This is a genomic window from Candidatus Neomarinimicrobiota bacterium (assembly GCA_018647265.1).
Taxonomy (GTDB): domain Bacteria; phylum Fidelibacterota; class Marinisomatia; order Marinisomatales; family TCS55; genus TCS55.
In genome coordinates, this window is sequence record JABGTK010000149.1 from 1 (window position 1) to 2,208 (window position 2,208).

The window sequence follows — 2,208 nt, forward strand, 5'->3', positions numbered from 1 at the left end:
ACAGCCCTAAAAAGAGGCGGTAAAGTCAAAACGGAATTAGGTGACGGTGGTTTTAAAAAATTAACTGCAAACTATAATACGGGACTTATTAACGATAAAATGGCATTTAGTGCCACTGTCGTACGTAAAATGGGCGATGGTGTCATCAAAGGTAATTGGACCGATTCATGGGCCTATTATTTTGGTGCAAGCTATGCCATTAATGATAAAAACCGTGTCGAACTGTATGCCATCGGCGCTCCCCAGCGTCATGGTCAAAACCTGTATAAACAAAACATGGCTGTTTACAGCCCAGAGTTTGCTAAAAAACAGAGTGATTATGATCCCGCAGCTTTGGATAAATTTGGTGCGCCTGAATCAGCCCATACCAGCGACAGACGTTTGTTTAGTCAAAACTGGTCACCCGTTAACTCTAGCTATAACGGCGATCAGTACTGGTATATGTATGGTGCTCGGACAACCAAACGTCATAATCCAAACTTCCTAAATGAACGGGAAAATTTTTTCCATAAACCATTGGTTAACATGAACCATTTCTGGACCATTAATGACAAAATGCGGTTATCCACAATTGGATATTGGTCTGGTGGATCCGGTGGTGGAACAGGTACCTATGGTGAAATCGTTACCCGGGATGCAACAGGGAAAAGTGATGTAGATAACCATAAGTTTTACTATGGCCCATCTCCCTGGACACGTGATTGGGATGCAACAATTGCAATTAATTCCAATAACGATACATCATATGATTTTCAGAAAAAGACACGCTCTAAAAAAGCAGGTGAATCAATTGGTATCTTAAGAAATAGTATTAACCGTCAGCATACATGGGGCGCTATTTCTAAATTGAATATTGATGTTAATGATGCACTGAAAGTTCAACTGGGTATTGACTGGCGTACAGCTGGTATCGAACATGCTCGTGAAGTTCGCGACCTTTTAGGCGGACAGTTTTTCATAAACTATGCTGATAAGAATTACCCGAGTGGACGTGAAAGAAAACTAGGTGATATTATTGCATATCATGATGAAACAACAGTGGATTGGACTGGGTTCTTTGCTCAAGCCAATTATACTGCGGGTGCACTATCCCTTTATGGTATGGCTGGAACATCATCCATTGCTTACTCTTATCAAGATCACTTTTCCGTGGCAAATAAGAAAATCACTGCAGATGCTATTTCTGCCATCCAGGTTAAGGGTGGTGTCATGTATGATGTGAGTGATAACATTAGCGTATTTGGTAACTTTGGTATTGTTGAAAAACCACCTATCATGGATAATGTTATTCATTATAGTGGTGCCGTTGCCACAGATCCTAAGAATGAACAGTTCACTAGTTTTGAAGCGGGCGTGAACTTCAATAGTGATAAATCTGCCCTAAAAGCCAGTTACTATAACACACAATGGAAAGATAGAAACCTAACTAGGAATGTGACCACAGGACAAGGGTCCAGTGGCGACACAGATATTATCTATTTGACCGGTGTGAATCAAAGTCATAGCGGTTTTGAAGTTGAAGGATCTTATCAAGTGATGGATATGCTTCGACTAGATATGGCCGCAGGTTTTGGTAATTGGATTTTTGATGGTGACGCAAAAGGTGATTACCAAGAAATCACTGAAACAGGAGTTACAAGTACTTCATATGAATATGGTCTAGACAAACTAAAAGTAGGCGATATGCCTCAGTCTATGATGGTTATGGGTGCAACAGTAACACCAATTCCAGGATTGAGAATTCAAGGATTGTTCAACTGGTATGATAATAACTACTCAGACTGGAGTCCTGCTTCCCGTGAAATCAAAGGCGGCACAGCAGACAGAGAACAAGTTTGGATGGCACCGACCTATAATAAAATTGATCTTCATGCTTATTATAATCTGCCTATGTCTCTTGCTGGGACAAAAATCCAGGTTTTTGCTCATATCTTTAATCTAACAGACGCATTGTACATTCAAGATGCTGTAGATAATAGTCAGTACAACTCATGGGATAAAGATCATGATGCTGACAGTGCAGAAGTATTTTTTGGTGCGCCAAGATACATGAACATGGGTCTGACCGTAAGATTCTAAACTGATTTAGTCTCTTTAAAGTCTATAAGAAAAAGCCCCGATGAAAATCGGGGCTTTTTTGTTTATTGAATTCGCGTCTTTATCTTCTCATTGTCATTGCCCGCCTGCCGAGCGGGCAGGCGAGCCCAA

Annotated in this window: 1 protein-coding gene; it reads left to right on the top strand. The window is 40.7% G+C overall.

Features of this window, described 5'->3' with window-relative positions:
• A partial coding sequence (locus tag HN459_09290; protein MBT3479637.1) for a TonB-dependent receptor occupies positions 1 to 2,079 on the top strand: 2,079 nt, incomplete at its 5' end.
• Positions 2,080 to 2,208: the final 129 nt, after the last annotated feature.